Source organism: Agrobacterium sp. LMR679 (assembly GCF_027157905.1).
Classification (GTDB): Bacteria; Pseudomonadota; Alphaproteobacteria; order Rhizobiales; family Rhizobiaceae; genus Agrobacterium; species Agrobacterium leguminum.
In genome coordinates this window covers 1-26,020 of the sequence record NZ_JAPVOJ010000001.1, presented here as the reverse complement: position 1 = coordinate 26,020, position 26,020 = coordinate 1, and the positions used below count along the sequence as shown (strand labels likewise).

Here is a 26,020-nt window from a genome sequence, read left to right as displayed (position 1 = left end):
TATACTTTAATGGGAGAGGTATGTTTATGGCAACGTCGCAACAGAAACTCACGTTATTTTCGCTGACGGCAATGGTTGTCGGCTCCATGGTAGGGGCGGGTATTTTCAACCTTCCGGGCCGCTTCGGATCTGCCACGGGACCCTTTGGCGCGATAATCGCCTGGGTTATCGCGGGGACAGGCATGTATATGCTCGCGCGCGTCTTCCAGGCTCTCGCGGAGAAGAAGCCGGATATAGATTCAGGTGTTTTCGCCTATGCCAAGGAAGGTTTTGGAAACTACATGGGTTTCCTTTCCGCCTTCGGTTATTGGCTCGGCAGTTGCCTTGGCAACGTTTTTTACTGGGTTCTGATCGGCTCGACTCTCGGTCGCTTTTTTCCGTCAGTCTTCGGGGACGGAAGCAGCGCGACGGCAATCATCGTATCGCTCGTCGGCATATGGGCGTTTCATTTCATGATTTTGCGCGGCGTGGAGCAGGCGGCTTTCGTCAATACGATCGTCACCATTGCCAAGATCGTTCCGATCCTGGTCTTCATTGTGGCGTTGATCATATTCTTCAACTACACGCAGTTTTCCGAAAACTTTTTCGGTGGCGCCGACATGCCCGCAAAGTCGCTTGTCTCACAGGTGCGGGATACGATGCTCATCACCGTTTTCGTGTTCCTCGGCATCGAAGGGGCAAGCGTCTATTCCCGCTTCGCCCAGAAACGATCTGACGTCGGCTCTGCCACGATACTCGGTTTCGTTGGCGTTACGGGCCTCATGGTCGCCGTAACATTGCTGCCCTATGCGGTTTTGCCCCAATCCGCCATTGCGGCGGTTCAACAGCCATCCATAGCCAGTGTTCTCGAAGCGGTCGTTGGGCATTGGGGTGCCGTGTTCATATCCATCGGTGTCCTGATTTCGGTTCTCGGCGCGTATCTGGCGTGGTCTCTCATTTGTGCTGAAGTGCTTTTTGCCGCAGCCAAGTCGCAGGACATGCCGAAATTGTTTGCAGCGCAGAATGGCAACAGGGTGCCCGCAAATGCGCTCTGGTTGACCAATATCGTTGTCTCGCTTTTCGTCATTTCAACCTACTGGTCGCGAGACGCATTCAACTTCATGCTGGACATGACAAGTGTGACGGCGCTCTTGCCCTATCTTCTCGTTGCCGGTTACGGCGTGCTGGTGGCGCGCCGGGGTGAGGGTTATGAGACCACACCGGAACAAAGGGGGCGCGATCAGTTCTTCGCCTGGGTTGCGGTCGTCTACACGCTCTTCATGTTTGCCGCAGCCGGTTTGAAATATGTCCTGCTTGTCGCAGTGCTGTTCGTGCCGGGCACCATTCTCTACTTCTGGGCACGGCGCGAACAGAAACTCACATTGTTCACACCGGCCGAACTCATCGTGTTCGCAGTGACGATTATCGGAGGTCTGGTTGGGGCCTACGGATTGCTTACAGGTCTCATCACACCCTAAACTGAGAGGCGAAGGTCATGACACAAACAACACCTTTTGGCGTTCATTCCGAAGTTGGGCAACTGCGCAAGGTCATGGTCTGCGCGCCCGGGCGAGCGCACCAGCGACTGACACCAAGCAATTGTGACGCGCTTCTCTTTGACGATGTCCTGTGGGTGGATAACGCCAAGCGCGATCATTTCGACTTCATGACGAAAATGCGGGATCGCGGAATCGAGGTCCTGGAGATGCACAATCTTCTGGCGCAAACAGTAGCCATACCGGAAGCCAGGACCTGGATTCTCGATCAACAGGTCGTGCCCAACCAGATCGGGCTGGGTCTTCTCAATGAGGTCAGGTCCTATCTCGAAGGATTGGGAGATCGGGAACTCGCCGAAACGCTGATCGGCGGCTTGTCGACCTTTGAGTTTCCGGACAGTATCGGGGGAGAGCAACTCGCTCTGATCCGCGACGCAGCGGGGGTCAATGAATATCTCCTGCCACCTTTGCCGAATACGCTCTACACGCGGGACACGACATGCTGGATTTATGGCGGCGTGACCCTCAACTCGCTGTATTGGCCGGCGCGTCATGAGGAGACGATCCTCACCACGGCCATCTACAAGTTTCATCCGGACTTTGCGGGCAAGGTCAACGTCTGGTGGGGCGACCCGACCAGGGACTGGGGCCTTGCGACGCTGGAAGGCGGTGACGTGATGCCGATCGGCAAAGGCAATGTCCTGATCGGCATGAGCGAACGAACGTCCCGCCAGGCCATCAGCCAGGTCGCGGCCGCCTTGTTCGAGAAGGGAGCGGCGGAACGGGTGATTGTCGCGGCCATGCCCAAGCTGCGCGCAGCCATGCATCTCGATACGGTCTTCACCTTCGCCGACCGTGACTGCGTCCTGCTCTATCCGGATATCGTCAACGGCATCGAGGCATTTTCTTTCCGCCCGAACGGCAATGGAGGGGTCGAGCTGCACAAGGACAAGGGTAGTTTTGTTGAGACCGTCAGGGATTCCCTCGGCCTGAAAAAGATGCGCGTCGTGGAGACCGGCGGCAACGACTATATGCGCGAGCGAACCCAATGGGACAGCGGCGCGAACCTCGTCTGTGCCTCACCCGGCGTTGTTTATGCCTATGACCGAAACACCTATACCAATACCCTGCTTCGCAAGGAGGGCATCGAGGTCATTACGATCACGGGCGCGGAGCTTGGGCGCGGCCGCGGCGGCGGCCATTGCATGACGTGCCCGATTGTCCGCGATGCCGTTGACTATTGAAGTATTCACGAAACCGAAGGGAGCGCGCACCTGACACGCGCGCTCCCTGTCTTGCCGTAACGGGATGCCGCTACAGGCAGCCCCCTGTTGAGGAGATCACGCCTCATGCAAAGTTTCGGACGGAAATATAGCCATCTGGTCCATAATTCGAGCTGCGGCTGCTTCAATCCTTCGCTGCAGGCCGTTTCGCGTCGGCTGGAATCCCTGTCGAGACGGGGATTCCTGGCGGGTCTTGGAGCCGCCGCGCTTTCGACCGGAATGCCGAAGCTCTCCGCTGCCCAGGAAGCCCAGTCGAAAACCGTATTCCGCGAGGTGCGTCTTTTCGACGGTAAATCAGGCACGGTGCAAACGGGTGTGCAGGTTCTTGTAGAACACGGGAAAATCACCGCTGTTGACCCGGCCAATAATCCGGTACCCGCAGACGCGACCGTCATAAACTGCCGCAATGGTGTTCTGCTGCCGGGTTTGATCGATGCTCACTGGCATACGATTTTTGCGGCCGTTCCCCTTAATATTCTCTTGGCGGGAGACCCCGGTATCATTTTTGCTGCCTCGACTGCCGAAGCCGAGCGGACGCTCATGCGCGGCTTCACAACGGTGCGCGATCTTGGAGGACCTGTATTTTCATTCAAGCAGGCCGTGGACGGAGGGATGATACCCGGGCCACGCATATTCCCTTGCGGGGCGATGATAACGACGTCAGGTGGTCACGGCGATTTACGTTTGCCGACGGAAATTCCGAGAGATGGAGGGCGGTTGAGCTCAAGCGAGCTGATGGGGGCAGCAGCAATTGTCGATAGCATAGGCGAGATGAGATTGCGTGTTCGGGAGCAATTGCTTCAGGGAGCATCGCAGATCAAGATCGTCGGAAGCGGGGGCGTGTCGTCTCCGCGAAGTCCGCTCGACATGACGACATTCAGTGAGGAAGAGCTGCGGGCAGCCGTCGAGGTGGCGCGGGACTGGAACACCTATGTCGCAACCCATGCCTATACACCTCGCGCGGTGCAACGGGCGCTGGCAGCGGGTGTCACGTGTATCGAACACGCCCATCTGATCGATGAGGAAACGGCGGGAATGATCGCCGACAAGGGGGCGTGGCTCAGCATGCAGCCCTTCCTGACGATGGAGGACGCGGCATCGCAGAGCGGGCCGGGTCTGGAGCGTATCCAGCAACTCTTCGCCGGCACGCCCAGAATCTATGAGTTTGCTAAGAAGTACGGGATCAAGACGGCCTGGGGGTCGGATGTCCTGTTTTCGCCACAGCTCGGTCCGCGCCAGAATTTCATGCTGACGCATCTGCGTCACTGGTACACGAATGCAGAAACCCTGCAGATGGCGACATCAGGTAATGCGGAATTGCTGGCACTTTCCAGTTTCCGCAATCCCTATCCCGGCAAGCTCGGTGTGATCGAAGCCGATGCACTGGCGGATATTATTGTCGTTGACGGGAATCCGATCGATGACATCAGCCTCATGGAAAATCCTCAGAAAAATCTTTCCGTCATCATGAAGGATGGCCGTATCCATAAAAACATTCTTTGAAGTCAATCCATCCGGGCTCTACGGCGGCCGCCGAAGGCCAGCTTTAGCGCTTTGGGCCACGAGACAAGCGAGCACGCCCGATTTGGCAGCTGTCAGGAGCGGAAAATGCCGGAAGCACCTCGCAGACCGATGACAGGTATGCTCGTTTCCGGGATTCTCGTTTTGGCTCTCCTGTTCTCAGCGCAAGCGGTTTTTGCGCCCTTATTCTTCGCTCTCTTCATCATCGCCATCGTGTGGCCCTGTCAGGTTGCCTTGCAGACAAGGCTTCCGCGTCTTCTGGCGCTGCTGATTACGTTGGTCATCACGATCGGCTTCATCGTCGCACTCGGCTCGTCGCTAGCCTGGGGGTTAGGCAGGCTCGGCCAGTGGCTGTTCATGAACGCCGACCGCCTGCAAGCCGCTTATTCGGCGGTCGTGGATTGGCTGGAACAGCATGGCATAGCCATAGCCGGGCCGATTGGCGATTGGTTCGATGTCACCAGACTGCTGTCGGTTCTGCAGAGCACGGCGGGGCGCCTGAACAGCTTCGGCGGGTTTACGCTGCTGGTGCTGATCTTCGTCATGCTGGGGCTTCTGGAGGTCGAGGATTTCGCCGGTCGCTTGGGGTTGCCGGCTGCGCAGCCTCACGGCCAGATCATCCTTGCGGCGAGCCGCATCATTGCAATGAAATTTCGCCGTTTCATGCTTGTGCGCACCTTCGCCAGCATTCTCACGGGATTGCTGGTATGGCTGCTGTCCATCGGCGCGGGATTGGAACTGGCTGCGGCCTGGGGCGTCATCGCGTTTGCCTTTAACTACATTCCGTTTCTGGGGCCGTTGGTGGCGACGACCCTGCCGACCCTCTTCGCCATTGCCCAGTTCGATAGCTGGCAGCCTGCATTGCTTATATTTGCGAGCCTCAACCTCATACAGTTCGTCATCGGCAGTTACCTCGAACCGAGGCTGGCGGGGGCATCACTGGCCATATCGCCTTTTGCGGTCATCTTTTCGGTATTCTTCTGGAGTTTCATGTGGGGGCTGGCCGGAGCCTTCATCGGGGTTCCGATATTGATCACATTCATCGTTTTCTGTTCGATGGTCGCCTCCACCACGTGGATCGCCACCATCCTTTCAGACAGCGAAACTGCAAGCTCAGATGGGTAGGAGCGGCAAGATGCGTACACTGAACACGATTACATTGCTTCTTATCGTTATTGGCGGGCTTGACTGGCTTCTCATCGGCCTGTTCCAGTTCGATCCCATAGGGCTTCTGTTGGGAGGCCCCGGCGCCATCCTTGCGCGTATCGTCTACGCGTTGATCGGAGTTTCCGCGCTCTGGCAACTCCTTCCGCTCTTCGGTGCGGTGACTCGCCGCGACGCCGAAGCCAGGATAAAGCGCAGCAATGTCCACCGGCCATAGATGATGCAACCTGCCTAGGGGCAGCATCTTCCACACCATGAAATGGATTTTCCGGCGGCACAGAATGTCGTTGTGAAAGTCTGGGCGCAGGACGACCAGGATCATCAGCGGCTATAGCCTGATTTCGTCCTATGACCGACGGCGTTGAAACCGTCCGGCCACCCAGACATATCTGCTCCGCCGGACATTCCATACCCATCTTCCCTCAATCCATCGATAGCCCTTTCGTGGAGGAGGAGTGGGTTCTTCCCGTTTCGGCGGTGGCGGCGGGCGCCTGCCCACGGGAGTACGAGGCCCCACCGTTTCCGAGGATGCTGCCCCCGGCGCCAGTATCAAGGCTCCAATGAGCTGAAGAAACAATCTCCGATGTCTTTCCATTTCACTCACCTCTCGCGTTATTACATTGGACCGGCGGATCGACCTGGCAATGCCGGATGGTTGTCTTCTCCCAGAAGTTCGGCGGCCTCCCTGAGAATACGTTCATCCTCGGAGTTGGCGGGCGCGACGGAAAGCGTGCCCGTTCCCACCGTTCCCGCCGTCAGGGCCTTCAAGGGGATCCGGGGCAGCATGGTCGCCAGTGTAACGAATCTGTCGTGTCTGATCCTCGTCGGCGCCCTCACATCGCTAATATCGATGATCTGGAGATTGCGTTCTTCAGCCAGGGCGACGGTGCGGGGATCATCGATATCGAGCGCCCCGGCTTTGGCTGATGCACCTGAAAGCCATCGTGATGTCGCGAGAGCGAGGTCGTCCCTTGTGGACAATACGATGATTGGTTTTTTCAGGTTGCCGACGACTTTCAGCTGCTTGCGGAAGATATCGATGTCGATATCAGGCGCGGCAAGTATCACCTGGTCGATCTGGCCAAGGGAAAGCCTTTTTGACTGAAGCCGCAGTTGCCGCAATGTCTCGACGGTCAACCAACTGCCCATGCTGTGTGCCAGAATTTTCGTCTCGACTTTTCTGGTGCCGAGATCGTCCAGGGTTTGCACGAGCTCGTCACGCGAGAAATTGCTTGAATCCCTGTCAGCGAGATAGCTCGAGAAACTTCCCCGGGATGGCCACGCAAACAATATTGGTGTGCTTTTGGCGTCGGCGTCGGCCGATATCTGGACGAGCCGGAACAGGCTTTCCTGGAAATTGTTGTTGTAGCCGTGAACGAAGACCAAGGCAGAACGCCCGGCAGCAGCCATATCGACGAATTTCTCATGAGAGATAACGTTGCTTTCGATCACCGCAAAGGAGGACGCGGCATCAGGCGTCCCGCGTGGCCATTCGATCGTTCCCGGTCTGTGTCCCGGTGGAACCGAAACGACCATGCGGAGATAGGTCGGATATTGCGCTCTCTCGCTGGAGAAGCCGTTATTGCCCAATTTATCCGGTTCACGCGTCGTTACGACCAGAATTGTCTGCTGCGTCGCGCCTCCTGCCGGCTGCACCACCTGCAAACTCGCCTGGCCTGGCCGCGCACAAGAGGCCTGGAGAAGACAGGCAGAAACACTCAGCAAAAGGCACAACGCCTTAAGGGTGGGTACCCTTGGTTTCTCCAACATGGCGAGATTAAAACATACCCCGAGGATATTGGTAAATAGGGATAATATCACGCTGCAGGCGATCATCATCGGCCGAATCCTTGGAGCGCTTGCTGCAGGAGACTCCCGGCGCCATTGCCGCGGTGTCCGCTTCAGGCCAGGGCCAGAATTCGGGCCGGGCCGCCCGTTCCGCCGCGGTGTGCCGGTGCGCCGACGATTATGGTTGCTCCCTTGACCGGCAGCGCCTCGAGGTTGTTCAGCCCTTCGATGCCGTAGCGTCCTGCCGGCAGCCAGGAATTGTGAACCGCAAAATCTGCGGAGTCGCCCGGATCCAGCGAAAGCGTGTCGACGCCAATGGCGACGGTGTCGAGCTTGAGCAGAAGATCGGTCGCCGATTTGCCGAACCCGGGGAAGGCGAATTTTCCGGCGTCGTCATTGCGGAAAGAGGGGCTCTTCACTTTGGTTGCCCAGCCGGAGCGCAGAGCCACGATTGCACCTGCCGGGATGTCGCCATTCGCAGATATCCAGCGTTCGATATCCTCGGCTTCAACGGTGGAGTTGGCATCCTCTTTGGCGCGGTCGGTGATGTCGACGATGACAAGCGGCGCGACAAGTTTCTGCGGCTCCAGCTGGTCGACGCTCGCGCCATCCGCGCTGAAGTGGAAAGGCGCATCGATATGGGTGCCGGTATGTTCGTAGATGGTGAGTTTGTGGAGCTGATAGCCGTCCCTGGCGATCTCCGCCGCCCACTCATATTCTATGCCCGGTTTGCCATCGAATGTGGGAAATGAGGAATCATAGGTGTGGGTGAGATCAATGACCTGCCGGGGCGATTGCGCCAGCACAGGGGCCGCCAGGCTGCCCGCCGTCATGGCCGTTAAACCGGCCGCGGCGCCCTTGAACAGCAGGCGTCGTGACAGCATGTTCCGTTTTACGTTCTCGATCACGCAGTTGTTGCACATGCCTCAGTCCCTCCATTGAGAAATCCCTGTTCTCAAGCGTAGCGCAAAGGTGGAGTGACGCAAGGCAGGACAATCCCTGATTTTTGACCCGTGTTCGGTTGCAGGTTTCGGCAAGCCGCCGCCCACCCGATTGCCGCAGGCAATTGTCTCACCTGCGGCCTCGGAATAGGCAGGGATCAATCGGGACGCTGCAGCAAGGCGAGAGCGACCGTGGATGCAGCCAGGATTGCGGTCAGGGCCAAGGGAGCGGTGGCGCCGTAGGAGTCGACGATGTAGCCGCCGAAAACCGCACCGATGCTGATGGCCACCTGAAAGGAAACGACCATCAGGCTGCCTGCCGCCTCCAGAGCATCGGGAGCACCGCGGGAAAGATTGGTCGGCAGCACCACGGGGGCCATGCCGAAGGCAAGGCCCCAGAGGGCGACGAGAGCAAATGCGGCGCCGGTATGAACACCCCAGACAACGAGGGCGATTGTCGCAAATGCCATCAGCGCGGCGGTGACGACGAGTGCGAGGCGGATACTGGTGTCGGCCATTCGGCCGCCCGCGACATTGCCGATCACGGAGGCGACGCCAAACCCGAGCAGGGCGAGTGCAATCGGCTTCGTCCCAAGCTGCGTCACCTGTTCGAGGAACGGCCGGACATAGACCGAGCCGGCGAAATGGCCCGTCATGAGCAGCAGGATTGCAAGCATCCCCAGTTGAATGCTACGCCGCCGCGTCAGCCGCAGAACATCGGAAAGACTGTTGCTTGTACTTGCCGGCAGCGACGGCAGGCTGAGCACCTGCAACAACATGGCAATGACGGCAAGTCCCGCCGTCATCGACATGGCGATGCGCCATCCCAGCCAGTCGCTGATCAGGGCGCCCATCGAAGGAGCGGCGATGGTGGCGAGCGAAACGCCGAGGGTGACGATAGCCATGCCGCGCCCGGTTGAATTTGCGCCGACAAGTCGCGCCACAACGGCAACCGACAGCGCCCAGAAACCGCTGAGCGCAATACCCAGCCCCGCCCGGCCCAACAGCAACAGCCAGAAATCGGCGGCAACCGATGCCAGAACATTGGAGGCGATAGCCAGCGCGCTAAGACCGACAAGCACGGTCTTGCGGTTCAGCTTGCCGATCAGAACATTGCTCAACAGGGCTGTCACTGCGCCCACGGAGGCGGTGGCGGTGACGACCTGCCCGGCTGTGCCTTCGGTGATGCCAAGATCGCGCGCCATGGGCGTCAACAGGCCCGCCGGCAGGAACTCGGCCGATACCAGCGCAAAGCTGGTCGCCGCCATGGAAAGAACAGCGAACCAGGTCGCGGCCGTCCATGCGGGTTGTTCGGTGGTTTCCAGGGGGATAGCTACCCCATCAAACTGCGATGTTGTGTCCGTCATGACGTCTCTCCTTGAGTTGAGAGAGTTTTAGACGGTTTTTCCCGGATGATATGTATCTAAAAATCCGAATTTCATGCCTATTCCTCCGAAATTTGTGCATCGCACAACATTCGGTCACGCCATTGGCATGAAGCGGATGCCATTGCGCACGGCGGAGACGTGCCTGAATGCTGGCACGATGAAAACATGGTCCCGTCAGTGGTGGATGCGATCTAGGAAGCTCCTGATCAGGGGAATGACTTCCGCCAGATTTGTCTCGAGGAGCCAGTGTCCTCCGTCCAGCAGATGAAGCTCGGCATCCGGCAGATCGCGGAGATAGGCGCGGGCGGAGCGCTCGGGCATGTAGTGATCCTGCGGTCCCCAGATGATGACGGTCGGCGGCCGACAGGTTTGCAGGTAGCGGCGGTGGATCGGAAACCAGTCGCGATTTGCCTTCAGGTCGGACAGCAGTTCTGTGGCGATGTCCTTCCTCCTTTCGGTCACAAGGCTCCAGTGCAATTGCCAGAGGTCGGGAGGAATGAGTGCGGTAAGCTCTGGCCGGACATTATTCAGAAACTCGTCACGAAAATTCTCTTCGGTGACGGCATCGCGAAATGCGGCGCGCATCCGGTCTGCAGGCAGCGACCAGAACTTTTCGATATCGGCATATTTCGGCCCCAGCGCGTCTTCATAGGGAATATCGCCATTCTGGATGATCTGTCCCACGATGCGGTCCGGCTTCATGATGGCAAGCCTTGCGCCGATGGGAGAGCCAAAGTCGTGCAGGTAGAGAACAAAACGGTCGAGACCCAGGGCTTCAACAAAGGCATTTAGCCAGGCGGCATAACCGTCAAAGCTATAGGAAAAGGTTTCGGGATTGCCGCTATAGCCGAATCCCGGAAAATCCGGTGCGATCAGTCGCCATCTGTCGGCCAATCTGGGCATGAGGTTTCGGAACTCGAAGGATGAGCAGGGGTAGCCGTGCGGCAGCAGAATGACCGGCGCATCCTGCGAGCCAGCCTCCCTGTAGAAAGTCTCTATTCCGGCAACGGAGATTTTGCGATGTGTGACGCGCGTGTCCATTGAACTGCTCCCTCAGGGATAAGAGTGCAGAGCGGGACGAATGGTTCCCTTATCCGTGCATGGGCCGAACGTCTTCGGTCCTCAATCTCAGAAAAATGCGACTGTTGTTCGTCACACGGCTCGGCTAAAACCTTTAAAGAAACGGACGTGTATCGGGCTGGAGACAAGAAATGGCGTTGCAGCACTCGAAACTGCTGAAGGCCGCAATTGTGGCGTGGATGGTCTGCGCATCCGGCGCCCATGCGCAGGAACCGGCGAGTGGATTGACCTGGACCAGGGATCCCGCCAGCCGTTGCGAATTCGTTTCACCAGTGTCGCTAACGGTGGGTCCTACATATTGGACCGGCGCATGCCCGGGGAACAAGGCGTCCGGCCTCGGCATGCTTCGCCGTCGCGATGGTGACAAGACCGGTCCCGCTTTTTATGGCCGAATGCAGGCGGGCGTGCCGGTGATCGGCGTTATCGATGATGAAGGTTATCGCGTTGGCGCGTTCAGCAAGGGCGACATCGGCAGCGACGCGCAACAGCAACCGCAGGTCGGGCTGGACGCCTTTCGCCTCGCGGCCGAAGCTGCGCGGGAAGTGGCCGGGCGTTATGCCCGGGATGGCAATGCGGCCTCGGCGCGGCATTACGAAGCCGTTGCAAAGCAACTGGAGGATCAGGTCGAATGATGATGGGCCGTCATAGGGCGAAGCGTGCCGGCATCGCATTGGCGCTGATAGGGTTTGCTGCGCCGTCATTTGCGCAGCAACCGTCACTTCCAGACGACGTCAGCGCTTTCGTCAGCCGCCGCGACGGCTGTGATCATTTCCGTGGCGAGGAAGCCACTGATCGTGATCGCCGTGCCCAAATAGAAGAAGCACTGAGCCGGCTGTGCCGCGGAAGCGATGCCGATTTGGCCCGCCTCAAACGGCAGTATAGCGGGAACAAGGCTGTCATGACGATTCTCGAGCGCTATGAGCCCGATATTGAAGGTGACGGTGCTGCCGAGTGAGGCGAAAACATTCATCGCAAAACCAAAGGCGTGAAGCAACGCGGCCTGAATGTGCTACATGAACCGCAGACGCAGCCATTTTGGAGAGGATTGCCATGTCGAATTCTTCCCGGGACCTGATTATCGCCGCCGCACTCATTGTCGGTGGCCTTGTGGCTTTTTTCTCTTTCTCTATCTCACCGGGCATGATCCCGATGAAACCCCGCTGGGCCTGATGGAATGGATCATCGCCGGCGCTCTGCTCGGACCGGGATTTGGCTATCTGCTGAAGTGGAGAAAAAACCGAGGTCGATAGCCCGGCGTCTTCGGCCGACCGCAAACCGTTCCGGAACGGCAACCTTTCAAACCGTCATCCGTTTATGCATCCATGACCGATGCTGACGCAAAACCCAAACCAGTCGATGGCACCGGCCACAACGGTGCAGAGAATGTTCATGCCAACCACGCCCCTGATGATCCCCTCCCGCCGGAAGAAATGGAACCTGCTTCGGGGTTGACCCCGCAGCAGGCCGAAGAGGCGCGCAAGAGATATCTCCTGAAGCGCTTCTGGATCAGCGCCCGGGGTTTCTGGAGCCGACGTGGGGATGGGCTGGCCTGGCCGTTCTCCATCGGGCTTCTCGCTATGATCGGCGTAAATGTCGGTTTCCAATATGGCATCAACGTCTGGAATCGCGGAATTTTCGATGCGATTGAAAAACGGGATGCATCGACGGTCTACTTCCTTGCTTCCATATTTCCGCCGCTGGTTCTCGGAAGCGTTTTCATTGTGACCTCGCAGGTTTACGTCAGAATGCGCATTCAGCGGCGCTGGCGGTCGTGGCTCACCAAGGTGCTTGTCTCGCGATGGATTGCAAATGGCCGCTATTACCAGCTCAACCTGATCGACGGCGACCATCAAAACCCCGAGGCGAGGCTGTCGGAAGATATGCGGATCGCCACCGAAGCGCCGGTGGATTTCGTAGCGGGCGTCATTGCCGCCTTCGTGTCAGCGTCCACCTTTATCGTCGTTCTATGGACGATTGGCGGTGCGCTGACGCTGCCCATCGGCGGGGTATCGGTCACGATACCCGGTTTTCTGGTGATTGCGGCGGTGATCTATGCGCTCATCACATCGAGTTCCATCGCGTTGATCGGCCGGAACTTCGTCAGGGTCTCCGAGGTCAAGAACCAGCTGGAGGCGGAATTCCGTTATACGCTGACTCGCGTTAGGGAAAACGGGGAGAGCATCGCCCTGCTTGGCGGCGAAGAGGAGGAGCGAAGCGACCTCGACAGGAGGTTCCGCAATGTCCGGCAGCAGTGGAAGCAGATGGCGCAGCAATATATGCGCACCACCGTCGTGTCGCATGGATCGATGTTGATTGCGCCCGTTGTTCCGCTTCTTCTCTGCGCGCCCAAATTTCTCGATGGAAGCATGTCCCTCGGCCAGGTCATGCAGGCGGCATCCGCTTTCACCATCGTTCAATCCGCTTTCGGCTGGCTGGTCGACAACTATCCCCGGCTGGCGGACTGGAATGCCTGTGCACGCCGCGTTGCCTCCCTGATGATGTCGCTTGACGGGCTGGAGCGGGCCGAACAGAGCGACAAGCTCGGCCGGATCGTGCGCGGTGAAACCGAAGGCGAAACGATGCTCAGCCTCAAGGATGTCTCGGTGTCGCTCGGCGACGGCACCGCCGTCGTCAAGGAGACCGATGTCGAGATCGGGCGGGGAGAAAGAGTGCTCGTCGCAGGCGAATCCGGATCCGGCAAAAGCACGCTCGTTCGGGCAATTGCGGGCCTGTGGCCATGGGGCGGGGGCAGCGTCAGTTTTCGCGCCGGCAGCCGGCTTTTCATGTTGCCGCAGCGGCCATATGTTCCCTCCGGCACCCTTCGCCGGGCGGTCTGCTATCCGCAGGCGGCCGAGAGCTGGACCTTCGAAGAGATAGGGGAGGCCCTCGACAAGGTTGGTCTCGGCCATCTCAAAGACAAGGTGGAAGAGGAAGCGCCGTGGGACCAGACGCTGTCTGGCGGTGAAAAACAGCGGCTGACCTTTGCCCGCCTGTTGCTGAACCACCCGGATATCATCGTCATGGACGAGGCGACCGCGGCTCTCGACGAAAAAAGCCAGGACATGATGATGCAGACGGTGATCGACGAATTGCCCGACGCCACCATCGTCAGCGTGGCGCATCGTGCCGAGCTGGAGGCCTTCCACAGCCGAAAGATCACCTTGGAACGCCGGGAAGGCGGAGCAAAGCTGGTCAGCGATATCCACCTCATTCCCCGTAAGGCCCGACCCGGCTTCCTGCTACGGCGCATGGTCAAACGCAGGTGAGAGGTCCGTCAGTCGCTCCAGCCGTCGTGAGTGCTCGGTCTACACAGCCCCGAAATTCTAACGCTAACGAATATCGCCCTTTCCGGTGTTTGGGTTTTGTCCGGCGTCACCCGTAAGAACGATGGACGACAATTCGGTGAAGTCATAAAATGGCGGGCAGAGGAGGCAACGATATACTCTTGGGGAGGAAACAATGCCTATCTTCATGGACCGGCACGAGCTTGCCGGCGTTTCAGCGGCGGATATCGCCGCAGCCCATCTTAAAGATCTCAACATTCAGGATCGGTACGGCGTCAGGTTTTTGACCTACTGGTTCGATGAAAGGCGCGGCACGGCGTTTTGCCTTATGGATGCCCCGGACGCGGAAACCGCGCAGTGCGTGCATCGCGAAGCGCACGGATTCGTCGCCAGCGAAGTGGTGGAAGTCGCCCTGTCGGCGGTGGAAGCGTTTCTCGGGCGAATACAGGATCCGGTGGCGCCTGTGGCGGCCTCGAAAAATATGGACGCCGGCCACCGTGCGATCCTTTTCACGGACATTGTCGGTTCAACCGAAATGACGGCCCGCCTCGGCGATCGTATGGCGGCGGAACTCATCCGGGCGCATGATGCTCTCGTGCGCGGTTGTCTGGGGCGGCGCTCGGGACGGGAAGTCAAGCACACCGGCGATGGCATAATGGCGGTGTTCTCCTCCACGCCGTTTGCCGTGGATTGCGCCATCGATATCCAGCGCGAGTTCCATCGTTACAACAGCGACAGGGGCGAGCCCATCCACATCCGCATCGGTCTGGATTGCGGGGAACCAATCGAAGACAGCAATGATTTCTTCGGCACGACCGTGCAATTGGCCGCAAGACTTTGTGCAGCCGCCGGGAGCGATCAGATCCTGATTTCGGACAAGACCTTCCAGGAATATGGCGGCGCCGATGTCCTCGTGCATGGCGATCGTTACAGGCTGAAAGGCTTTGCCGAACCGGTCCTCGCCTATAGTTGCGAGTGGCTGCATTAGCTACGGCCTGTGTCGCGACCGAATGGATCGCCCCTTAGCGCCATATCTCGGTCAGGCCCCGGAGGCTCCGTGCACAGGGTCTGTCGCAGGTTTTGGCAGGGATCTAATCCGCTCGAGCATTTCATCGCTGGGCGCGGAAGTCTGAATATCGGCCTTTTGCCCCGGCGGATAAGCACCCACCACTTGAAAATCCGCAGAAGCACTCAGCTTCATATGGCCGGTTCCGGCGGGCAGGATCAGGCAATCGCCCTGTGTGACCTCCAGAATTTTTCCCTCGGGCCCGCCGATCTGCAAAGTCGCCTCGCCACGTCCCACGCCCAGAACCTCATGCGCGCCGCTGTGGTAATGGTGGTAGTCGAACACGCCATTGCGCCAGATGCCGCTCCATTTGTTGCGGGAAAACATTGCCTCGAAATCCGGGGAGTCCGAGTCCGGGCCAACGTTTCGATAAATGATGACGGCAAAGGTCTGATTGTTGGGAACCTGCCCGCCGGGGCCGAAAGTGAGTTGCTCGGTTTTCATGTTGATGCTCCTCATGTTCTGCCCGCAGGGGAGGCGGACTTCTCGGACATTCAGGTCATAATCTCATGAGAATACCAGTTCCGGCGGTCTCAAGCTCGAAAAACCGGGCTTGAGACCTTTGCCGGAGGAGTGGCCGGTTTATTCGGCCGTCGCCTGAATATCGACCTTGTCGAGAAGCCCCATCGGATTGTCGGAGGCGGCAACCAGATCAAAAATGCCGAGGCCGTTTGCGCCCGTGGATTTGACCGTTACCGTCAGGGTCCCGGGTTTGCTGATGAACTGGACGAGCGCTTCCACGGCGTTCTGCAGCTTCGGCTGTTCAGCCGCCAGCTGCGGCAGCATCATGCTCGCCACCAGTGTGAGGGTGGCGCGTACCTGATCTTCCGTCATGTCGTTCTGCAGGGCATAAAGCTTGATCGCCTTGGCCATCAAACCTTCGTCCTTGATCGTGAGCTTCACTTCGCGGCCGGCAAGCCCGAAGAGCGCCGCCTGCGCGCGATTGACGTCAAAAGAGAAGAACTCTTCGGTAAAGCCGCTTACCAGACCGGCAAAATTGACGCTGCCGAAATCCTTGCTGCTAAGCGAGATATCACGGATCACGAGGTTGCTGTTCGGTTCGTCCCAGCCGGCGGCAAGGCCATAAGAGAAGGCCAGCGTTTCGAGACCCAGTTTGCGGGCTTCAACGAAAACCTCCTCCGTCGAGTCCGCCGGGATCGGAAGCGTCAGCTCGTCCTGCCTGATCTCGATATCGGTCGGAATGCCGTTGAAGGGCTTGGTCAACCCCATCTCGAAATTCTTGAGTGAGAATTTGATACGTTCCGGCGTTCCGGCCGCTTCTTCTTCCGTCTCCTCCTCCGGCTTTTCCGGCGCGGCCATATCGACGTTGATGCCGCCGACGCGCACCCGGCCAAGTTCCGGTATCAGGCGATTGAACTGAAAGGTCTCCATCTGCGTCTCGTCGAGCGCGATGATCTCGGAGATTCCCTTGAGCGTCGAACTCCAGTCAAAGCCCTTGAGGCTTGCTTCCGCGACTTCGATCGTGCCGTCGCCATCGCCGATAGACATGCCATTCATGCCGAAGTCCAGCTTGCGGCTGTCCATCTGCATGTCGATGCGGTCGATGGTGGCCTTGACCCTTTTGCCGGCCGCCCCTTCCTTTTCATCCGGCGCATCGACCTTGAAGCCGATGAGCTGCATGTTGCTCTTGCCGATCATGTCGAGAATGGACACGACCTTTGCGAAAAGCGCCTGGCGCGCCTCCGGTGAAAGCTCGTCGGGATCTTGGGTGGTCGTCAGCGTTTTGAGGGTTTCCAGCAGCGGCTCGGACGGCATGCGGGCGGTAAAGCCGTCGCTGCGGATTTCATCGTAGCTGAAATGACCGTCTCCGTCAGAGAAGGAAACCGCCTTGACGGAGAGCGGGCCGTAGAGCGGTTTCGCTTCCTTGTCTTGCGGGCCGGCCTTCTCCGTATAGAGCCGGGCGAGATAAGCGACGTCGATGTCCTGGCCGGCGATCGCGCCGGTCGATACGACCATATGCTTGTCCTTCATCGCGCCGTCGCTGTCGGGAAGCTGCATCTTGATGTCGTAGCTGCCATTGTCGATCGAATAGCTGGCAACGCGGCCGCCGGCGATCTCGGAGAGGGCCAGATTCCTGTAAACGGTCTTCTGCTCGGTGGTCGCGACCGACTGGGTAAACGTCACCTCCGGCGTGGAGATGCGCGCGGCCGCGAAGCGCTCGATGCGGCGGGCGAGGGAGCCGCCGTTTCCTTCCGCCTGTCCGGGTTTTTCAAAGGCGGCGTTCTCGATGCGCGCCTGCGCCATCGAAATCTTTCCGGTCGGCACATCGATGTCGATGGTGTTCATGTCAATCGCGCCGTCCAGAAACGGAAGTTTCGGACGTCCGTCGATAGCCGCGATCTTGATATTCCTGCCGTCTTCAAGCGCCAGCGTCAGATCGCGAACATGAATTTTCCCGAGAAAATCGACCTCGATGGACGTGGCCGTCGCACCGCTACGGGCAACCAGCTCCTTCACCTTCGCTTCGTAGAAGGTCTTGCCGCCAACGACGCCCGCAGCGGCGACGGCAATAATCGCAACCGCCGCCCAAAGCGCCCTGCGCCGACCCTTGCCGGTCTGGATGTTTTCCTGTTCCACGAAGTTGGTCCTCTCTAACGAACTGATATTGACCGCCTTTTAAGCACGCAAAAGTTGCTTAGCAAGTGGTCGTTGCCGGCTTAATCAAGGCGTGAAAAATCGCGGGGCGGAGGCGGTGTTGCAGCAGTCGTTCGCCGTCCGGCTGAAGCTACCGCCAGAACATCAGCGCCATGCCGGCCACGACAAGTGCAGCACCCGCCCATGCGCCGGGCGCCGGCAGCTCCCGTGTCCTCAGCCACAGCAGCGGCAGGATGATGACAGGCGTCGTTGCCGAGAGTGTCGAGACAATGCCGACCTTGCCGCCGGAAAGGGCAAAGAGAAGCAGCGTCATGCCGAAAGCCAGGGCGATGATGCCCGTGAGAGCCGTCTGCAGGAACAGGCTTCCGGTCAGCCTGCCTCTTGGCTTGACAGCCTCGGTGGGCAGCATCGTCAGCGCCGTCAGACAAAGAGCGGCCACCCCGACGCGCAGCATGGAGGCGGCAAGAGGATCGACCCCGGTCGCCATCACGGGCCTTGCAATCAGCGAGCCGACCGCCTGGCTGAGCGCGGCAAGAAGGCCGAAAAGCACGCCGAGCCAGAGCGGCCCCTTCACGCTTTCCCATTCGTGCAGCTGCGCCTTGCGTTTGCCGAAGAGGATCGCCAGCAGCACGCCGCCCAGCGTCAGGCCTATGCCGGCAATGGCGCTGGCGGGAAGCTGCTCGCCAAGCACCGCCCATCCCAGCAGCGCGGCGATCGGAGCATTCAGCGCAAACAGGATTCCAGAGCGACGCGGCCCCAGCCGGTTGAGGCAGGTGAAGAGAAGCGTGTCGCCAACGAAAATACCGATGAAACCGGAAAGGAGAAGCGAAGACAGCGCCTCCGGCTGAAGCTCCCGCCAGCTGCCCGAGGCGAACACATAGACCCCCAGCAGAGCGGCGACAAAAAGCTGCCGCGTCCTGTTGAAGGCCAGCGCTCCAAGCCGCCCCGCCGGGCCGGCCGAAAGAAGCCCGGTCATCGCCCAGCAGGTCGCGGCGCCCACGGCAGCCAGTTCATAGATCGGCATGTTTTCCCCGTCGATTCGCCGCCTGCTTCCGGCCGCGGACACTATCCCTGCCTGCACCCATCGCAGATTCCGGGTTTGCCCGCCATACCATAAGCATCGCCATCAACGGCACGAACCGGCATATGGCCCACCGCCCGTGCCGGGCAAGCCGCCGCATCCGCTCGCAACAAATGCGCCGCACCCGTTCAGTTGCCCATCCCCGATGTCAGCATACACCGGCATCAAGTCTGCGAACGGGCAGTTCATTCACCGCGCGTCACGCGCCATTGATGATATTGCAGATACCCTCGCGGATGACGTTCTTGTCCGCGATCTGTCCTGCCTGAATGTTGAAGACAGCATCGATCCGCACAGCGGCGCCTTTCTGCCGGGCCACGACCCGCAGCGTCTGAATTCTGCCGCTGCCGCTGGTCTCCTGGTGCGCATCGATGGAAGACAGCGCCTTGTTGATCTGGATGCCGGAAAAACCTTCCGCCGCCACGGCCTGAGCCAGCTTTTGAAGCACGGCAGGCGCTTTCGCCTTGGGCAGTTCCTGCCAGGATTTATAAGAGACGGCCGTCACCATCGGTACGCCTGAGACCGTGAAGTTCTTCTCGCAGGATGCCGCGAGGACGGGGCTTGAAAAGGCGATCATGCCAAGAGCTGCTATGACATATTTCATTTCGAATAATCCAATCGTTGGTGAAGGCTGAAAGCTGCCGGTTGCATTAGAATGTCGACCGTTTTCCTCTGTAGGTGGCTGGAGGTGGAAGCGCTTCATGGGCTTGCGCCAGCGTCTCAAGCCATGTCGCCAGGCCAGCGGGAACCTCCTCGTTGCCCGCTTCCAGCGCCTCAATCCATGAAAGTTCGCATTGCAGGGCGGACGCAATATTGATCGGCGTCCAGCGGATCACCCGCAGGCATTGATTAAAGCGTTCTGGTGACATGATGATTTGATGTTTTCCCCGTCATTTTCTTGGCGAAGCTCACTCAGGTGGCTGCGAGAGTCAATCTTTTTTGCAACTTTGGATAGCTTGTTTCTGGCCCGACAGTTGCATCCGCCGCCCGTTGCCGAACGCCATCTGCGGGAAGGGGAAGGCTCGGCTGTCCAAACGAAATGGCTGGTCGATGCATCCGCATTTTATCAAGGGGATCATGCCCGCCGAGAAAACTTAGTCTATCTGCTAAGTTTCTCCTTGCCCTATCGCGATGAAACATGATAGTTAGCAACATGACTAAGCATCATCAGGACCTTTCATTGATCTTCCAGGCTCTGGCCGATCCGACGCGACGGGCGATTCTGGCGCGCCTCGGCGGCGGGCCGGCGCCGGTCATGGAATTGTCCGCGCCCACGGGGCTGCGTCTGCCCACGGTCATGCGGCATCTTTCCGTGCTGGAGGAGGCGGGGCTGATCGTCACGTCCAAGGATGGGCGGGTGCGCACCTGCGCCATCGTGCCGGAAGCGCTGGAGCCGGTAAGCACATGGCTCGATGAGCAGCGGGCCGTGTGGGAGAGCCGGCTTGACCGGCTGGAGGCATTTGCAATGCAGGCCATGAAGGAGGATTCAGAATGACAACGAAACCGGATCAAAAAAGCGCACACGCTGAACCGCATCAACCGCAAGACCGTTTTGCAACGCTCAGCTTCGAACGGGAAATTGCCGTTCCGTTATCGGCTCTCTGGCAGGTCTGGCTGTCACCCGCCGCTCGGGCGGTGTGGGCCTCTCCCTCGCCCTCGGTCACCGTGGAATTCCTGGAGGCGGACAGCAGGCTGGGCGGTCGCGAAGTGTCGCTCTGCAAGGTCGCCGGCCAGCCGGATATTCGCTGTGAATGCGGCTGGCTGGAGCTGCAGCCAACCCGCCGCAGCGTGAATTACGAGGTGGTCTCATCCGGCGGCGTAACCCAGTCGGCAGCGCTGGTCACTGCCGATTTTCAGGCCGCGGAAGAGCGTAGCCGCTTGACCGTAACGGTGCAGCTTTCCTCACTGGCCGAGGATATGCGCGATGGCTATCAACAAGGTTTCAGCGCCGGTCTCAACAATCTGGCCAGCGTGGCCGGGCGAACCATGGTGCTGGAGCGAACGATAAAGGTGCCGCGAAACATTGTCTGGAAAGCCTGGATGAACGAAAAGACGCTGCCGCAATGGTGGGGCCCTGAAGGCTTTTCCTGCCGCACGAAGAGGATTGATCTGCGGACCGGCGGGGAATGGGTTTTTGACATGATCGGCCCTGACGGCACAGTCTTCCCGAACCATCATCGTTATGTCGAGGTCCGGCCCGAAGAGCGGATCGCCTATACGCTGCTATGGGGCGAAAACGGGCCGAAACATGCCGATGCCTGGGCCTCCTTCGAGGATCAGGATGGCGCGACGAAAGTTGTGCTGGGCATGGTGTTCAGCACGGAAGCCGAGTTCCAGCAAGCGAAGGGTTTCGGCGCCGTGGAGCTGGGTCAGCAAACGCTGGGGAAACTGGAACGCTTCGCCAAGGCGCTATAGATGCGCTGTGCCGTCAGCTCCATGTGCGGAGGTCTCGATACTGGCTCCTGTCCAGACCGGCATTAATCTTCAAAGCCGCTCTGCGCGTGCGAGATCGTCTTGCAGGTTCCGCTGTCTTTCTCGCCAACCATGCGCTTATCACGAATGACTGAACCCTTGGCGATATCGATCTCCCATGCCACCGAGCCTTCATTCAGGCTCGCTTTACCGCCGGCAAAGGTGCCTTTCTCCATTCTCTGACTTCCAGAAGCCGGGACATAAACTCCAAATGCCCCGGCGGCTTCGTCGAGAGCGAAATTGAACACCTGAGGAGTTCCTTTGGAACCTGCGAATTCACAGCTGAGATATGTTGGTGCGGCAAAAGCAATAGAGCCTGAAAAAAGCAGGGCAGCAGCGGCAAATCCGCTTCCTGTGATGAATTTCAAGTCTTGATCCTCATTCGTGTTTTCTCGTTAAACTAGAAATATTTCGCCCCGTTGGCAAAGTAAACGATATGGCGATTTAATTCACGTGGCGCTCATGATTGGCTAGGGAGCAGGAGCAGTCGTAACGCTGTGATGAATATTGACAATATATGCTACGCTTTTCATAATCGAGGAGACCGAAAGGAAAACGCCATGGCGTCAGGAAGCATTCACGTCAAAGTCAGCGGAGCATTGCAAGACCATATCCAGCAGCAGATTGGTGATGACGGTCTTTATGAGAATGCGAGCGAATATATTCGAGCGCTTATTCGGCGTGACCTGCAAACCCGCGACGAGGCATGGGATGCCTTGCAAAAGGAACTGTCTCCTGCAATGCGCGCGGATGACAGCGAGTTTGTAGCTGTCTCTGCTGATGATGTAATCGGCCGAAACAAGCGTCGCTAGTTATGGCAGCTTATCGCTTTTATGCGCCTGCCGACGCCGCACAGGATAAAATCTGGCGTGACACCGTGGGTACTTGGGGTGAAGCGCAGGCTGAGACCTATATACGTGGCCTGCACGCGCATTTGCAGCGCCTTTGCGACAACCATCTGCTTTGGCGGCGTCTGCCCCAAAGACTTGCCGTTCCCGGTGACATCGAGCGTGAGGCTTATTTTACCCGTTATGAGCACCATTACCTGTTTTTCCGAAAGCTTGATAACGGCGACCTTGGCGTGATGAGTATCCTGCATGAGCGGATGGATATAGCCGTGCGCTTGCGAGAAGATCTCACGGCGCTCGACGCTAGGGGTTATCGGCTTTAACGGCTTATCCAACGGAAGCTGGAGCTGAAATTAACGCTCATGAAGTGAAAGCTCTTGCAGATTTGGCAACTGCAAGGTGATATTGTCGCCAGCAAGCGGCGTGCGGAAACATTAAAGTCTAAAAATGACTGAAGATACCTCATCTGACATCCGGGAACTGGTTGCTTCCATACTGGAAGAGAACGACCCACAGTTTTCAAAGCAGGTCCCTAAAGACGAGCTATCTGCGATATACGAGAGTGAGCTTCTATCGTTTTCGACTGAGGCCCAACAGTTCGTCCGACGTATCGAAAACGCAGAGTCGTTGCAGAAAGCCTGCATCGAATACTACGAGCGCTACTGGAAGAAGTTTCGTGCTGTATTGGGAAACTTAGGACCTGAGTTCGCTTCTGTGCTGATGCGGCAACCCGACATAGAAGCGATACGAGCAATTCCTGACAAAACTGGCCTCGTAAGACGGACCTTTGGTCATGAGGAACTTCTTCCGATATACGGGAATCTCCTCTTCAAGTTCGTGATATCGAACCATCTCGCGAAATCAGTGGCTTATGCAAATTTCGCGCCGCGGCTGTTAAGCCCGGTGCTTCATCACTACACCAAGGGTGAGACTGTCGAGCGAGTTTGGATCACTCTTGGTTTCGGTCCGCCGATAGACCAGAAGTCCACCGTTGTATCGAAACAAGTGATCGTAGACGCCTTCCACAAGCTCGTTACCTATCTTGGCACGAACAAGTCAGAGAATGATGCAATAGCGTTTATTTTGAAAAAATATATTCCGACTGTTGATATCGCCAGCAAGGACGTCATCGACATCGTCTGTGGTGACTCAAAGATGATGCTCCAAGAGTTCTGCCATTCTGCTGGATTGAGAGTGCCTCACTATCGGATCGAACGGGTTGGGGGACCAGACCACGCTGCCATAATGAGCTGTATTGCGTCCACCGATGGTCTAGAATCTTCTGCCGTGGAAGGTGGGTCGAAACTCGAGGTATCCGCGCGCGCAGCAGCAGATCTCCTTGAGAAGGTAGCCACGTCGAGAAGCCATAGGCCACGTCTCCAGCAGTTGATCCGAGATAAGTACTTTAGGAGAAGGAAGTACGGGCAGAATCTCGTGAGATTGTCTCCATCGATAGTCGCTAGTGCGGAGAAGCTCAGGGAGTCGCTTCGCTTCGGTCAAAGTGTCGAGGGCCTAGTGGCATCCTTCACGTTGAGGAGCGATCTCGTGCCAGGCGAAAGTTTCAGAGACAACGAACGAGATTCGTTCTTCGGGTCTCAGCTTGAAGCGTTTATCACAGTGCGTCCTCATACTGATCGGTTCACACAGCGAACAATCGTTAAAGAAGCTGTGGTTCCGGTCATCGAGCGGTTTCACGCACAGGTCGGGAATTCACGGAATCCGTTGAGCGATGCACAGAGGCGGGATATCGTGCAGAGCGTTATCTATTCTGAGTATCGCGAATGCGGCCTTGAAAAAGCGGCTTTGCTATTTGAAAAATTTTTCGAGCGGCGCTCGACACACGTTCAGATTGACGCGACTTTTCTTGAGTTCGATCCAGGCCTGTCGTTCACGACCATGCTGCTGGAGAGCATGCATAAGCGACCCGACCTCGAATCTCACGTTTCATACCGCCTACTGACTGACAAGCGTCAAAGTCATGCCCCGATTTTCGAGTGTTCGATTGAGTATGCTGGTCACATTACCAAGGGAGTTGCAGGCACGAAAATCAAGGCGCGCAACAAAGCATCCTATGAGATGCTGAAGACGCTAGCCGGGGCCTGTTAGCGATGTCAGACTATAGCTCTGCCTACCATTATCTTTCTAACGTCCGCTTGGAGCCGCCGCTTGAGCTGCGGACTTTCACTGGAGGCGGTAAGGTATTGACGTCATTCATTAATTCTCTGAGGAATCGTATCTTGATTTGCGGAACTGGCGCAATCTCCGCAGCCACTGATCGTCACTGGCTACAGTCGAGCCTTTTCGCTCGCGCGAATATAGAGGCCTGCGCACTGTTCGTCGCCTTCTCGGAAGATGTGAATCCGAGCAAACCGGATGTAAATACGCTTAAGAGAGCTGAAAAATATCTCTTCTCGACGAAAATGTTTGGTGCTGGCCAGAGCGTTCATATAAACGACTGCCTTCGGATCATCTACAAGAAGGACGAAAGTCTTCAAGCAACATACGACGTGCTTTGTGAAGCCGTTCATCCGAACTGGCTTGGCGTTTTGAAACTAGATATTGCCGCCGACGAGAATATTGAAACACACGTTCGTGACGTCATAGTACAATCGGTAAACGCCTGTGGCAAACTGGTCATCGAGGCTGTTAGATGTCATTTCGACGTGATTGAGGCCGAAAGCTAGGACACTTATAAACGCGGCCCCTGCTCGTTCGCAGCTATTTTACTTCCGCATCGAGCCAGAAGTGGGCATGAATGATGCCGAAGTAAAAATTTGTTTTGTTTTGCTCTTGTGGTTTCGATCTACGCATTTCGGCGTAAAGACCCCATTTCCCAGTGGGTTCGAGCTTTTATCCCTTTTGCCCTTGTCTCTAGCCTGTTGGGAGGGGCTTTTTTCCCTTATATGTTTATCCCCCTCTGTTTACCTGACTTTATACTACTCCTGTTCTGCGATGAACCGGTAAGGGCTCCGGTTTTGCGCTGAACCAGCGCCGGTTGTGGGAGAAGACGTCGCTCTCATATTTCGGAATCTGACTGAGAAAATCTTTAGCAGTGAACGAAGGAGAGATGGACTGGGTTTGTGGTGGGCCTTCTATTTCTCTGAAGATCATTGGCTGAAGGGCTGGCTTTGCAGGCATAAATCGCTGAAGCGGGGCACTGATAAGTGTCTTTATTTTCCCAGGTGGCAATTTTCAGTGCCCCGTTGCAATGCCCATCGAGCTGAAAGGCGGATGGGAAAAGAGATGAAGTTCATAACACGGTTGCAACTGCGTCGCGTGATAGGAAAGGTGTGTTCAAATGGGTCTCTATGAAATGTACGTTCTTGCAGCTCGTGCAGATACAGCCCTGATGAGGCGAAGGGTGGCGAAGATTATGAATCGTCGGCGCAAGAAGCAATATTTACACAACCAGAAGAGGAATTCGGATTTAGAGACCGAGATGAAGAGGGAGCACACCTTCGACCTGGGAGGATTCCATAAACATATATTTATATAGATATATATACGGAAACATATAAAATATATGCTGCATTGAATTGTATAGGGATATTTGAAGGCGGATGAAAATCCGTGGCCAGAATCTTGCTTTTACGGCCTGCAATTTGCGGATTGCGGGACGATAACGTGTAAATATATGATTTTTATGTTGAAATTGCCGATCTTGCTGGGGAATGATTATGCGTGGAAACTATATGAGTGATATGGAATTGACTGGAGCGGAGATTAGATTTGAGCGGCGATCGATCATAATAACAATATCATGATATTGTTATTATGATCGATCGCCGCTCAAATCTAATCTCCGCTCCAGTCAATTCCATATCACTCATATAGTTTCCACGCATAATCATTCCCCAGCAAGATCGGCAATTTCAACATAAAAATCATATATTTACACGTTATCGTCCGCAATCCGCAAATTGCAGGCCGTAAAAGCAAGATTCTGGCCACGGATTTTCATCCGCCTTCAAATATCCTATACAATTCAATGCGGCATATATTTTATATGTTTC

General features: G+C 57.3%; 26 protein-coding genes and 1 pseudogene. 16 read left to right on the top strand and 11 right to left on the bottom strand.

The features are described from left to right. The first annotated feature begins 26 nt into the window (after positions 1–26). The 5 genes from O3W47_RS00130 (at position 27) to O3W47_RS00110 (ending at position 5,660) form a co-directional block, all read left to right on the top strand. On the top strand, positions 27–1,457 hold the full coding sequence (locus O3W47_RS00130; protein WP_174023437.1) for a basic amino acid/polyamine antiporter: 1,431 nt from the start codon (positions 27–29) through the stop codon (positions 1,455–1,457). 17 nt (positions 1,458–1,474) lie between these two features. After that, on the top strand, positions 1,475–2,719 hold the full coding sequence (locus O3W47_RS00125; protein ID WP_269312638.1) for an arginine deiminase: 1,245 nt from the start codon (positions 1,475–1,477) through the stop codon (positions 2,717–2,719). Between the two features lie 105 nt (positions 2,720–2,824). Next, complete coding sequence (locus O3W47_RS00120; protein ID WP_269312637.1) at positions 2,825–4,261, top strand: metal-dependent hydrolase family protein; 1,437 nt, start codon at positions 2,825–2,827, stop codon at positions 4,259–4,261. Between the two features lie 105 nt (positions 4,262–4,366). Further along, positions 4,367–5,404, top strand: a complete 1,038-nt coding sequence (locus tag O3W47_RS00115) for an AI-2E family transporter (protein ID WP_269312636.1) — start codon at positions 4,367–4,369, stop codon at positions 5,402–5,404. 10 nt (positions 5,405–5,414) lie between these two features. Further along, on the top strand, positions 5,415–5,660 hold the full coding sequence (locus O3W47_RS00110; RefSeq protein ID WP_269312635.1) for a DUF378 domain-containing protein: 246 nt from the start codon (positions 5,415–5,417) through the stop codon (positions 5,658–5,660). Between the two features lie 129 nt (positions 5,661–5,789). Here O3W47_RS00110 and O3W47_RS25300 read toward each other — a convergent pair whose 3' ends face one another. The 5 genes from O3W47_RS25300 to O3W47_RS00090 all read right to left on the bottom strand — a co-directional run bounded on the left by O3W47_RS25300 (position 5,790) and on the right by O3W47_RS00090 (position 10,601). Next, positions 5,790–6,038 (bottom strand): hypothetical protein, encoded by a 249-nt coding sequence (locus O3W47_RS25300; protein ID WP_442864593.1) that lies wholly within the window; start codon positions 6,036–6,038, stop codon positions 5,790–5,792. Between the two features lie 20 nt (positions 6,039–6,058). Continuing rightward, complete coding sequence (locus O3W47_RS00105) at positions 6,059–7,282, bottom strand: alpha/beta hydrolase (protein ID WP_269312634.1); 1,224 nt, start codon at positions 7,280–7,282, stop codon at positions 6,059–6,061. Between the two features lie 62 nt (positions 7,283–7,344). Continuing rightward, positions 7,345–8,154, bottom strand: coding sequence for a cyclase family protein (locus O3W47_RS00100; RefSeq protein ID WP_269312633.1), 810 nt, complete (start codon positions 8,152–8,154; stop codon positions 7,345–7,347). Between the two features lie 176 nt (positions 8,155–8,330). Beyond that, the gene (locus O3W47_RS00095) at positions 8,331–9,539 is read right to left on the bottom strand and encodes an MFS transporter (protein WP_174023408.1); all 1,209 of its coding nucleotides are present in this window, start codon (positions 9,537–9,539) and stop codon (positions 8,331–8,333) included. A 195-nt stretch (positions 9,540–9,734) separates the two neighbouring features. Beyond that, complete coding sequence (locus O3W47_RS00090; protein WP_269312632.1) at positions 9,735–10,601, bottom strand: alpha/beta fold hydrolase; 867 nt, start codon at positions 10,599–10,601, stop codon at positions 9,735–9,737. Between the two features lie 170 nt (positions 10,602–10,771). Between O3W47_RS00090 and O3W47_RS00085 the strand changes: the two genes are divergently transcribed. The 5 genes from O3W47_RS00085 (at position 10,772) to O3W47_RS00065 (ending at position 14,912) form a co-directional block, all read left to right on the top strand. Next, positions 10,772–11,272 (top strand): hypothetical protein, encoded by a 501-nt coding sequence (locus tag O3W47_RS00085; protein WP_269312631.1) that lies wholly within the window; start codon positions 10,772–10,774, stop codon positions 11,270–11,272. After that, the gene (locus O3W47_RS00080; RefSeq protein WP_269312630.1) at positions 11,269–11,595 is read left to right on the top strand and encodes a hypothetical protein; all 327 of its coding nucleotides are present in this window, start codon (positions 11,269–11,271) and stop codon (positions 11,593–11,595) included. The genes O3W47_RS00085 and O3W47_RS00080 overlap by 4 nt, the downstream gene beginning before the upstream one ends. A gap of 58 nt (positions 11,596–11,653) precedes the next feature. Continuing rightward, positions 11,654–11,890: a hypothetical protein gene (locus O3W47_RS00075; protein ID WP_269312629.1), complete on the top strand. Its 237-nt coding sequence runs from the start codon at positions 11,654–11,656 to the stop codon at positions 11,888–11,890. A 72-nt stretch (positions 11,891–11,962) separates the two neighbouring features. Continuing rightward, positions 11,963–13,906 (top strand): ABC transporter ATP-binding protein/permease, encoded by a 1,944-nt coding sequence (locus tag O3W47_RS00070; protein WP_269312628.1) that lies wholly within the window; start codon positions 11,963–11,965, stop codon positions 13,904–13,906. Between the two features lie 193 nt (positions 13,907–14,099). Then, positions 14,100–14,912 carry a nickel-binding protein gene (locus tag O3W47_RS00065; RefSeq protein ID WP_174023418.1) on the top strand — a complete coding sequence of 271 codons (813 nt, stop codon included), beginning with the start codon at positions 14,100–14,102 and terminating at the stop codon, positions 14,910–14,912. A 34-nt stretch (positions 14,913–14,946) separates the two neighbouring features. Here O3W47_RS00065 and O3W47_RS00060 read toward each other — a convergent pair. From O3W47_RS00060 to O3W47_RS00040, 5 genes and pseudogenes are all read right to left on the bottom strand, one after another. Then, positions 14,947–15,434: pseudogene (locus O3W47_RS00060) on the bottom strand (cupin). A 138-nt stretch (positions 15,435–15,572) separates the two neighbouring features. Then, positions 15,573–17,588, bottom strand: a complete 2,016-nt coding sequence (locus tag O3W47_RS00055) for a hypothetical protein (protein WP_269312627.1) — start codon at positions 17,586–17,588, stop codon at positions 15,573–15,575. A gap of 148 nt (positions 17,589–17,736) precedes the next feature. Then, a complete protein-coding gene (locus tag O3W47_RS00050) occupies positions 17,737–18,630 on the bottom strand; it encodes a DMT family transporter (RefSeq protein ID WP_269312626.1) in 894 nt (297 codons plus the stop codon). Between the two features lie 256 nt (positions 18,631–18,886). Beyond that, the gene (locus O3W47_RS00045; protein WP_137005800.1) at positions 18,887–19,291 is read right to left on the bottom strand and encodes a hypothetical protein; all 405 of its coding nucleotides are present in this window, start codon (positions 19,289–19,291) and stop codon (positions 18,887–18,889) included. 46 nt (positions 19,292–19,337) lie between these two features. Further along, positions 19,338–19,556 carry a hypothetical protein gene (locus O3W47_RS00040; RefSeq protein WP_137005970.1) on the bottom strand — a complete coding sequence of 73 codons (219 nt, stop codon included), beginning with the start codon at positions 19,554–19,556 and terminating at the stop codon, positions 19,338–19,340. A gap of 284 nt (positions 19,557–19,840) precedes the next feature. Here O3W47_RS00040 and O3W47_RS00035 point away from each other — a divergent pair, with 284 nt between their 5' ends. Together O3W47_RS00035 and O3W47_RS00030 are read left to right on the top strand one after the other, a co-directional pair. Beyond that, complete coding sequence (locus tag O3W47_RS00035; RefSeq protein ID WP_003521598.1) at positions 19,841–20,182, top strand: ArsR/SmtB family transcription factor; 342 nt, start codon at positions 19,841–19,843, stop codon at positions 20,180–20,182. Next, positions 20,179–21,102 (top strand): SRPBCC family protein, encoded by a 924-nt coding sequence (locus O3W47_RS00030; RefSeq protein ID WP_269312625.1) that lies wholly within the window; start codon positions 20,179–20,181, stop codon positions 21,100–21,102. Before O3W47_RS00035 ends, O3W47_RS00030 begins: the two co-directional genes overlap by 4 nt. A 62-nt stretch (positions 21,103–21,164) precedes the next feature. On the opposite strand, the gene O3W47_RS00025 is transcribed toward O3W47_RS00030, so the two are convergent. Then, on the bottom strand, positions 21,165–21,527 hold the full coding sequence (locus tag O3W47_RS00025; RefSeq protein ID WP_269312624.1) for a hypothetical protein: 363 nt from the start codon (positions 21,525–21,527) through the stop codon (positions 21,165–21,167). A 192-nt stretch (positions 21,528–21,719) separates the two neighbouring features. Here O3W47_RS00025 and O3W47_RS00020 point away from each other — a divergent pair, with 192 nt between their 5' ends. From O3W47_RS00020 to O3W47_RS00005, 4 genes are all read left to right on the top strand, one after another. Further along, positions 21,720–21,971 carry a ribbon-helix-helix domain-containing protein gene (locus O3W47_RS00020; RefSeq protein WP_059756511.1) on the top strand — a complete coding sequence of 84 codons (252 nt, stop codon included), beginning with the start codon at positions 21,720–21,722 and terminating at the stop codon, positions 21,969–21,971. A 2-nt stretch (positions 21,972–21,973) separates the two neighbouring features. Next, complete coding sequence (locus O3W47_RS00015; RefSeq protein ID WP_269312623.1) at positions 21,974–22,330, top strand: type II toxin-antitoxin system RelE/ParE family toxin; 357 nt, start codon at positions 21,974–21,976, stop codon at positions 22,328–22,330. Between the two features lie 124 nt (positions 22,331–22,454). After that, complete coding sequence (locus tag O3W47_RS00010) at positions 22,455–24,113, top strand: putative dsRNA-binding protein (RefSeq protein ID WP_269312622.1); 1,659 nt, start codon at positions 22,455–22,457, stop codon at positions 24,111–24,113. 2 nt (positions 24,114–24,115) lie between these two features. After that, positions 24,116–24,691, top strand: coding sequence for a hypothetical protein (locus O3W47_RS00005; protein WP_269312621.1), 576 nt, complete (start codon positions 24,116–24,118; stop codon positions 24,689–24,691). Positions 24,692–26,020: the final 1,329 nt, after the last annotated feature.

Bases quoted from the DNA above. Each gene is read 5' to 3' on its own strand.
- O3W47_RS00125 (WP_269312638.1), top strand. From the start codon at position 1,475: ATGACACAAACAACACCTTTTGGCGTTCATTCCGAAGTTGGGCAACTG.
- O3W47_RS00050 (WP_269312626.1), bottom strand. From the start codon at position 18,630: ATGCCGATCTATGAACTGGCTGCCGTGGGCGCCGCGACCTGCTGGGCG.
- O3W47_RS00120 (WP_269312637.1), top strand. From the start codon at position 2,825: ATGCAAAGTTTCGGACGGAAATATAGCCATCTGGTCCATAATTCGAGC.
- O3W47_RS00035 (WP_003521598.1), top strand. From the start codon at position 19,841: ATGACTAAGCATCATCAGGACCTTTCATTGATCTTCCAGGCTCTGGCC.
- O3W47_RS00010 (WP_269312622.1), top strand. From the start codon at position 22,455: ATGACTGAAGATACCTCATCTGACATCCGGGAACTGGTTGCTTCCATA.
- O3W47_RS00005 (WP_269312621.1), top strand. From the start codon at position 24,116: ATGTCAGACTATAGCTCTGCCTACCATTATCTTTCTAACGTCCGCTTG.
- O3W47_RS00075 (WP_269312629.1), top strand. From the start codon at position 11,654: ATGAACCGCAGACGCAGCCATTTTGGAGAGGATTGCCATGTCGAATTC.
- O3W47_RS00065 (WP_174023418.1), top strand. From the start codon at position 14,100: ATGCCTATCTTCATGGACCGGCACGAGCTTGCCGGCGTTTCAGCGGCG.
- O3W47_RS00045 (WP_137005800.1), bottom strand. From the start codon at position 19,291: ATGAAATATGTCATAGCAGCTCTTGGCATGATCGCCTTTTCAAGCCCC.
- O3W47_RS00070 (WP_269312628.1), top strand. From the start codon at position 11,963: ATGACCGATGCTGACGCAAAACCCAAACCAGTCGATGGCACCGGCCAC.
- O3W47_RS00015 (WP_269312623.1), top strand. From the start codon at position 21,974: ATGGCAGCTTATCGCTTTTATGCGCCTGCCGACGCCGCACAGGATAAA.
- O3W47_RS00100 (WP_269312633.1), bottom strand. From the start codon at position 8,154: ATGTGCAACAACTGCGTGATCGAGAACGTAAAACGGAACATGCTGTCA.
- O3W47_RS00080 (WP_269312630.1), top strand. From the start codon at position 11,269: ATGATGATGGGCCGTCATAGGGCGAAGCGTGCCGGCATCGCATTGGCG.
- O3W47_RS00085 (WP_269312631.1), top strand. From the start codon at position 10,772: ATGGCGTTGCAGCACTCGAAACTGCTGAAGGCCGCAATTGTGGCGTGG.
- O3W47_RS00030 (WP_269312625.1), top strand. From the start codon at position 20,179: ATGACAACGAAACCGGATCAAAAAAGCGCACACGCTGAACCGCATCAA.
- O3W47_RS00040 (WP_137005970.1), bottom strand. From the start codon at position 19,556: ATGTCACCAGAACGCTTTAATCAATGCCTGCGGGTGATCCGCTGGACG.
- O3W47_RS00090 (WP_269312632.1), bottom strand. From the start codon at position 10,601: ATGGACACGCGCGTCACACATCGCAAAATCTCCGTTGCCGGAATAGAG.
- O3W47_RS25300 (WP_442864593.1), bottom strand. From the start codon at position 6,038: ATGGAAAGACATCGGAGATTGTTTCTTCAGCTCATTGGAGCCTTGATA.
- O3W47_RS00105 (WP_269312634.1), bottom strand. From the start codon at position 7,282: ATGATGATCGCCTGCAGCGTGATATTATCCCTATTTACCAATATCCTC.
- O3W47_RS00115 (WP_269312636.1), top strand. From the start codon at position 4,367: ATGCCGGAAGCACCTCGCAGACCGATGACAGGTATGCTCGTTTCCGGG.
- O3W47_RS00020 (WP_059756511.1), top strand. From the start codon at position 21,720: ATGGCGTCAGGAAGCATTCACGTCAAAGTCAGCGGAGCATTGCAAGAC.
- O3W47_RS00095 (WP_174023408.1), bottom strand. From the start codon at position 9,539: ATGACGGACACAACATCGCAGTTTGATGGGGTAGCTATCCCCCTGGAA.
- O3W47_RS00130 (WP_174023437.1), top strand. From the start codon at position 27: ATGGCAACGTCGCAACAGAAACTCACGTTATTTTCGCTGACGGCAATG.
- O3W47_RS00110 (WP_269312635.1), top strand. From the start codon at position 5,415: ATGCGTACACTGAACACGATTACATTGCTTCTTATCGTTATTGGCGGG.